Origin of the sequence: Thermosporothrix hazakensis, assembly GCF_003253565.1 — a bacterium.
In the GTDB taxonomy this organism is placed as follows: Bacteria; Chloroflexota; Ktedonobacteria; order Ktedonobacterales; family Ktedonobacteraceae; genus Thermosporothrix; species Thermosporothrix hazakensis.
On sequence record NZ_QKUF01000019.1, the window covers coordinates 114,989 to 122,465 of the forward strand.

Consider the following 7,477-nt stretch of genomic DNA (forward strand, 5'->3'; position numbering starts at 1 on the left):
CTGTGCTGTTTTTTCTGGATCCGTTCCGAGAATTTTCCGGCCTGAGTGGGTATAGTGAAAGTGATGAGAAAAGAGCACCTCCCAGAAGGGAGCTCTTGGCTGACAAAATGGTGAGCCAAATCAAAAGCCAGATAGCAGGGCGCGTAAGCGAACTCTCTGGTGGAAACAAATGTTTGAAGTATGAAGTCCTGATTGTATGTCAGTATACTTTGGAGTGTGTTCCTGGAACAGGAATTCTGAAGTGCGTTTTTCGTAGAGCGATAGAGTAGAGCAATGTCGTTGTAGGTTGTTCTTTGCTGACAATAGAAGTACAGATGTTTTGCAGCGGAAAACGCAGGAAAGTGTGTTCTTGCCCTTTCCTGGAGAACGTGCCGCTGCTTTTCCTGCACAAGGAGAAAAAAGATGGAAGAAAAAATGCAGATGGAATTGTTAACCGTTCGTGAAGTTGCGCGCCGTCTCCGGGTGGATGATACTACCGTGCGCCGCTGGATCAAGAGTGGTGTCCTTGAAGCGGTTACACTCCCTCACAGAGGTAAACGTGAGGCGTATCGTATTAAGGCTTCCACGCTCAATAAGCTTCTGAACCTTTAACAATAGCAAGAGAAGCAGTGATCTCCTGAACGCCCTAATGATCAGAAATCACTGCTTCTCTACGATAGAAAAACCTATCGTTTCGTAGTATAGCATATTCTGGAAGATCCTGCTTTCTGAGTAGGATCTTTTTCTGTATTCCCGGGAAAATTGAGGAGAGTCGCAGCGCTTGTTGCTCATGCATCTCGGGAGAAGAAGAGGAGAAGAGCGATGTTCTACCCTTTTTTAGGTACCTGTGAAGCGCTGAGTTTTTCGCCTGGTGGCGAGTTCGTCCTGGCCACAGTAGCGTGTGCGATGTCACGTGAAACGATCATTTTTGATGCCAAAGGGGTTCGCCACGGGTGTTTCGAGCATACTGAACCTGCGGCAACGTTTGCATGGGCACCTGATGGGCACCATATTGCTGCCGTGAACGGGTCTCTAGACTGCATCGAAATAAGGGATGTTCGCGATGGTTCATCGTATGCACTGGAACTGCCGCCTCTGGAGGACTGGGATCTCTCAGACATCTCCAGTATGAGCTGGGGGAAAACAGGCCTTGCTGTTTGTTGCTACTCCTACGAGGGATACGTGACGCGTGTCCTTCCTTTAAAAGAAAAAAGAAAGGGTAACAAACTTGTCTACCGCGCTGGCCCTGATATTCGAAAGAAAAAAGAGGTGCGCCTGTTCGGGTGGTTCGGGTCTTATCTCCTGTTGTTGCAGCAAGAAGATTTGTTGGTGGCAACACCCCGATTAGAAGTCCTGGGGAAACGGTCCTTTGATTACAGCTATACTCCCTGGCAGTACGCTATTCATGCGCAAAAGCGAAAACTGGCAATTGTCAGAAATCAACGTGTTGAACTGTTTTCGCTCTCCAGGGAAGGGATAAAGAAGCGGGCTGTTTATGAGCCTGAACCGGAATATCGAAAAAAAGGCGCTCGGGGATACTCTAGCGATTTTGTTTCGTGGTCTCCGGATGGCAAGTTTATAGCGACTTGCTTTGGTAAGGACCAATCACCGCACATTTATGTCTGGGAGGTAGAGTCAGGACGCACGATGGCCGTTATAGAGAGCCATGACAGAATTACCTCTTTGAGCCTGGGATCTGCCTTAGGATGGGGAGGAGAGGGTTATGTCCGGATAGAAGAGTCATTTCTTCAGGATGATAAGGAGTCATCATGTTTGTAGAAGTACCTGTACGAAGGAAATGTTTCCTTTGTAAAAACAAAAAAACGTGCTCTTATCGTAAAGCGATGAAGAGATATGTATGCAATGAGTGTATCCGGTCACAAGGGCGCTCAACTTTGAATATGAGGAGAAAGGGGAAGCCGCAACAGCTTCCCCCTTTCTCTCTCGAATTTGAAGTGAATGAGTCTGAGGAGTCGCTTCTTTTGCTCCGAAATGGCTTTATTCGGACCACTGATAGCTCGGTTGGAGATGAGTATAAATCTCCAATCTATCAATCCATGCATGCCTTCAAAAGTTCCATCGGGAATTTGGACAAATTGGCCCACCTGGTTGGGACGAACTGTGGGACGCATATTCATGTTGAATGTCAGCCAGAACTCAAGGTGAGTATTCAGAGAGACTATGGGGTTGTGTGGGGGCCACTCTTTGACCACCTGCTTGAGTACCCCCTGGAAACGTTTCTCTTCTGGGGACGGGGATTTTGTTCCTATGCAACTCCGGGGGGAACCGATAGCCATTATATGGCTATCAATCCCTGGACCAGACATCAAACAGTGGAGTTTCGGCTTCCGTGTTTTCGCTCGAAGGAGCAGTTTGTACCTGTTGTGCAGTTTGCAAGATCGTGTGTCAGTCTGCTTACTCAACGGGGAATGGATGATTTCTCAGGGATACGTCCTGAGATCGGGCAAGAAATTCTGTCTCTCTATCAGAGATACATTCCTGGAGATCAGCGTTGGTTTGATGCCTTACCCGAGGATGAGCAGACGTGCCTACTACTGCATAACAAGCTGTCCCGAATTATAGACGACGAGCAAATGAGCAGACAAAGACGTATACGGAGGAATCATGTGTAGGTTACTGTTAATGAATGCGGCCGCTCTCGATATGATAGAGCCTGTCATGGAGGATCTTCTCCAATATCTGATTGAGGCAAAGGGCGGCGATGGCAATGGCGTCGCCGCTTTATGGAAGAATGGAAGAATGGAAAGTGAGAAAGGAGTACGAAAAGTAAGAAGTGTACTGCAGATCTTAAAATTGTTTCGAAGTGAGGGCGCGAGCTGGCTTCTATTTCACACGCGTTTAGCAACATGTGGTGAGGTCAGTAAGGCGCTCTGTCATCCGTTTGTAGAGAATGACTTTCTTCTTGCTCATAATGGGCATGATGCCGTCTTCGCTGAACTCGGGCAGGCGCTCTCGCTTAGTGATAGTGCCTGCATTGCCAGAGTGTGGGGACGCCTGGATCTTCCTATCCGAGAGCTTCAGCGGAGAAAGGGTGTGTTTATGGGGTTTGCCAAAGAAGACCCCTTTATTGTGAAAGGAGATCCTCACTCAGATCTTGTTGCGCTCTGGGACTCGAAAAAGAGGGCTGTGCTCTTTGCATCAGAACTCCCTCCCGGTATGCCCTTTATGACAAAGGTAGGGCAGGTAGCTCTCGTAGGTGAGGGAGAGATTTTTGATGCGATGGACGATGGGTTTGAAGATTTAGTCAAGGGACTAGAGGAATGGAAGAAAAAGCACAGAGTAGCCACCATATCGTCTGACCTACAAAAGATGTACCAAATGTACTCGTAATGGATGGAGGCGGAGTTTTTTTACTCAAAACTCCGCCTTTCTTTTTCTGCTATCCAGGAGAGTGCAAGCAATGATGACGAAGAAGAAATACACTTCATCTGCTTGAGAGAAGCAGGAAGTCAGCGGCTGTCACCTGCCATAGGTGAGCTTTTTCCGCGTGGGTGAGCGACCCTCATTTCTTTGTTCAGGACAGATTGAACTATGGGTAGGAGAAGGATCCTTCTCCTATGTGCCTTTGGAGTGAGAGAAAATGTTGACAAAAAGAAGGGCTGTACACAAATGTTTTTGTTGTAAAAGACTCACAGATTGTCGCTTTGAGTCGTTGGTAAAGGCCTTTTTCTGTGCGGAATGCTTTACCAGACGCGGTTCTTCAGTAGCAAATACAGCGATGAAGGGAAAGGAACAAAAGAGACTCCCCCCATTCTCAATAGAATTTGAGGTTCAGCGACCCGGCGGGGTAGGCCTGCTGAAGTATGGCTTTATCAGGTCCTCTGATCCGACTGTCAGAGAGGAGTATAAATCTCCAATTTATCGCTCCTTAGACCCTTTTTATCCAGCTCTTGAGATGTTGAAGAAGCTGTCCAGCCTGGTCGGGTCTAGCTGTGGTACTCATATTCATGTAGAGTGCTGCGTGAAGGAAAAAGTAAGTGTCTATTATCATGCGATCTTTGGTAGATTACTGGAATATATGGTTCAGCATAGACAGGAAACCAGTGATTTCTGGGGAAGAAACTTTTGTCGCTATGCCTGTTCTCGCTGGGATGGGCGCTACAGCGCCTTTAACCCTCTCTCAGACTATCCAACGTTGGAATATCGCCTTCCGCGTTTTCGTTCCAAAGAACAGTTTTTGGCGGTTCTTTGGTTTGTTCGTCGCTGTACGAGCATCCTCAACCGTAAGCTGTCCACCGAGAACGTATCTCCTGCCGAGCTAGGGGAAGAGATCTTGCACCTCTATATCAGAGCTCTTTCTAGAGAACATTCTCCTGCTCCAGAGCTGGAACTGGTTGAGCGACATGCAGGTTAAGAAGGTCATCATGACGACAGATAGAGCGGGTGAAGCTTTGTGTGGAAACCAGTGTGCTTGTGACATGAAGATTTGTGGAATGAATCACGCCTCGCCTGAAGACGGGAGCTTCCTGGGCTGCTTCCGTGAAGTAGTATTCCTGTAAAGGAGGAAGATCATGTTAGTTTTAAGAAGAAAAGTTGGGGAATCCCTTTTTCTCTTTGATGAGAAGAAAAGGGTATTTGTGGTGCTGCGTGTCGTAAAAGAAGTGGGAGAAAGAGCGAAGATAGGAGTTGAGGTTCCATCTGACCAGTTGCTTGTTAGGGCTGTCGCAGACGTTCCTTTGAACAACACAAAAAATCATATTGTAGTACGCATTTTAAAGGATGAGGGAAGCAGCGTAAAGATAGGAGTTGAGGCCCCGCCTCATATCTTAATCCAAAGAGGGAAGTTTGCAGGATTTTTTGAGAATTGCTGTTTCATTGGTGAAAGAGAGTATCTGACAGCATCTGAAGGAACAGCATTGTGATGTGGCCTTCTACCTGGCTTTGACGGCGTAGCAGGAGAAAGGAAATCTCAAGATGGAGCCAAATATTCAAAAGTTACAAGAGGTCCATCGACATCTTGCTGCGATTGCAGCATTTCTCGACGATCAGGGATGGCATTTTCATGCCTATCCCAGACAGATTGTTCCTCGCTATTGTTGGAGTTGTGCCCTGCTGTGTTTCATTCATAGAATGTATCATCTCTGGGTAAAAAAACTCTTGCCTGGCTTTTCGCGAGCGATACAACGTCCTGAAGCAGAGGAATATGTCAGGTGTCTCGCGTTTGCGCTTTTTCATAAAGAGAAGGTACGTACACTTGTTCGGGGGAAAGTCAAGTTGCTGGTATATGCCACGAAGCTTATCGCTCATAGCTATGAAGAACAGCTCTTCGCGGCACCTCTCAATCCAGTCCGGCTTCACCATTTAGTCAAAGCATTCTGTCAGGAATATGAACGCTTGACAACTCAACTAGATGAATGGTTGAAGGCAAACCCGCGAAAAAATCCACTTGCGTTTTAACGCTTGATATGAATGGTGAAGGACATGAGAAAGAAGATATCCCCTCATCGACCATGCATTCTGAGCTGAGCAAGCACAGAGATAGGGTGTATTCTGGATCTGCCCTGAACTATTCTCGCACGATTTTCTCCAGGCCGGCAAACGACTCGATTGCGTGACTTCCAGCGTCTCTCGCCGCATAGCGTCCGTTTGTCGTGATCCATGCCTCTCTTGTTGTGTGAAGCTCTCCATGTTTCTGGTGCCTCTCAGCGGAGATTCACAGACTGTTGCATACACAAAAGGTGGGTTCTGTTCCCTGCATCCCTGCCTTGTGGAGGCGTATGCCCCGTCTCCTGACATGGCCGTTCTGTGCACTTTGCTGTGGAACAGGTCTCACCTTGTCCAGAAAGGAGAAAATTCCTCTCATGTTCAGAGGTACATCACCTTGCGAGATCAACCATGTTCAGTCCGATCTTGTGATCAACAGTGGTGCCCTCATCGCCTTTCCGCATACCTGTCGGGAGGCTGCCTTCTTCTATGCTCGGCGAGGCCTGCCTGTGTTTCCTGTCAACGGCAAAGTGCCCTACCCGCGGACCCGCGGCTTCCATGAAGCCACCACTGACGCGGAACAGATCTCCTGGTGGTGGCGGCGCTGGCCTGAGGCCAATGTTGCCATCCCGACCGGCTCTCCCTCGGGTTGGACGGTGCTTGACATCGATGGGCGCCATGATGGCTTTGCTTCCCTGCGGCACCTGCAAGCCATGCTTCAGCATCGCTTGCTTGACCTGCACCAGGCGCCGTATGCCGTGCTTGCCACCCGCACTGCCCATACCGGCTCAGGGCGGCATCTCGTTTTCCGTTCCCCGGAGGAACCGGTCTTGTGCTGTACCGTCCAGTTTGTGGGCCTGCCCGGCATTGATCTGCGGGGTGAGGGCGGCTACATCGTCGTCCCGCCTTCGCTGCATCCCAATGGGCGGCACTATCGCTGGCACTCGTTTGCTCCTATCGCCCCCTTTCCCTCGCTGCTGCTTGATCTCGTGCGCCAGCGCGAACGGTTCCGGTGCCTATATCCCAGGCAGGACATGCCTCTCGCGGTTCGTGGCGGCCTCGCTGAACCATCTCAACTGGCTGACCCTGCTTATTGGCTTGAGAGAGCGCTGCAACGGGCCCGCGTCGGCACCCGTCACACCTGCGCGCTCTGGCTGGCCTGTCGGCTGATTCAACAGGCCCGGCTCACGCCCGCGCAAGCGGAGCCCTACCTGCGCGCATACGCTGCGCGTGTTCCAGGCGGCGGGCACGACTACCCGGTCTCCGATGCCCTCCGTTGCTTGAGCTGGGCCCATGCCCAGCTCTCCTAAGCGTTCCGATCCCTCCTGAAGCCCTGCCCCCGCCGGGGTGGGGCCGTTTCTTTTGTTCATCTTTTCCACATGAAAGGAACACCGATCATGAAACATATCACACCCGATTCCGTCTCACGACAGACCCTTCCCGCATCCGTTACTCAGACCCTTGCCTGTATTGAGCTTGTCCAGCAGCTCCGCGAGACCCAACGCCCACCCACCCCCGAGGAACAAGCCCTGCTCTCCCAGTTCATGGGCTGGGGCGCGCTTGCTCCCGCCTTTGAACCCACGCCTCGCGAGCACTGGCAGGAGATCGCAGCCCGTCTGCGCCTGGTGCTCGGTCCCGAGGGCTTCGCGGCTGCCAGCGCCGCAACCCCCACCTCCTACTTCACCGATGCCCCGCTCATTCGCGCCCTCTGGCACCTGGCTGAGGGACTCGGCTTCACCGGGGGCCGCGTCCTCGAACCCGGCTGTGGCAGTGGTGCCGTCCTTGCCGCAGCTCCGCCTCAACTCTCCCTTTCTACCACCGGCATTGAGCGCGACCCCTTCTCGGCTGCCCTGGCTCAACTCCGCTGCCCGCAGGCACGGATCCTCTGCACACGCCTGGAACAGGTGATCATCCCCGCTCACAGCTACGACCTGGTGATCGGCAACGTCCCCTTTGGCAAAATCCCCATCTCCGATCGAGAGACTGGAGGCCATCGCTTCCCTCTGCACACCTACTTCCTCTGGCGGGCCTTGCAAGCCCTGCGTCCGGGCGG

The 7,477-nt window shown here is 51.1% G+C and carries 9 protein-coding genes; all 9 read left to right on the forward strand.

Going from position 1 to position 7,477, the window contains the following annotated elements; all coding sequences use genetic code 11:
• Positions 1-402 precede the first annotated feature (402 nt).
• Positions 403-591 carry a helix-turn-helix domain-containing protein gene (locus EI42_RS21715; RefSeq protein ID WP_246046489.1) on the forward strand — a complete coding sequence of 63 codons (189 nt, stop codon included), beginning with the start codon at positions 403-405 and terminating at the stop codon, positions 589-591.
• 210 nt (positions 592-801) lie between these two features.
• Positions 802-1,758 (forward strand): WD40 repeat domain-containing protein, encoded by a 957-nt coding sequence (locus tag EI42_RS21720; protein WP_111324741.1) that lies wholly within the window; start codon positions 802-804, stop codon positions 1,756-1,758.
• A gap of 203 nt (positions 1,759-1,961) precedes the next feature.
• A complete protein-coding gene (locus EI42_RS21725) occupies positions 1,962-2,612 on the forward strand; it encodes a hypothetical protein (RefSeq protein WP_137686346.1) in 651 nt (216 codons plus the stop codon).
• 127 nt (positions 2,613-2,739) lie between these two features.
• Complete coding sequence (locus EI42_RS33425) at positions 2,740-3,330, forward strand: class II glutamine amidotransferase domain-containing protein (RefSeq protein ID WP_211326305.1); 591 nt, start codon at positions 2,740-2,742, stop codon at positions 3,328-3,330.
• A 631-nt stretch (positions 3,331-3,961) separates the two neighbouring features.
• Entirely contained in the window at positions 3,962-4,354 is a 393-nt protein-coding gene (locus tag EI42_RS32035) for a hypothetical protein (protein WP_137686348.1), read from the forward strand.
• Positions 4,355-4,511: 157 nt separating this feature from the next.
• Positions 4,512-4,862, forward strand: coding sequence for a carbon storage regulator (locus EI42_RS21740; protein ID WP_111324745.1), 351 nt, complete (start codon positions 4,512-4,514; stop codon positions 4,860-4,862).
• 52 nt (positions 4,863-4,914) lie between these two features.
• Positions 4,915-5,397, forward strand: a complete 483-nt coding sequence (locus EI42_RS21745) for a hypothetical protein (protein ID WP_111324746.1) — start codon at positions 4,915-4,917, stop codon at positions 5,395-5,397.
• 404 nt (positions 5,398-5,801) lie between these two features.
• Positions 5,802-6,734, forward strand: coding sequence for a bifunctional DNA primase/polymerase (locus EI42_RS21750; protein WP_170142816.1), 933 nt, complete (start codon positions 5,802-5,804; stop codon positions 6,732-6,734).
• 87 nt (positions 6,735-6,821) lie between these two features.
• A partial coding sequence (locus EI42_RS21755; RefSeq protein ID WP_170142817.1) for a class I SAM-dependent methyltransferase occupies positions 6,822-7,477 on the forward strand: 656 nt, incomplete at its 3' end.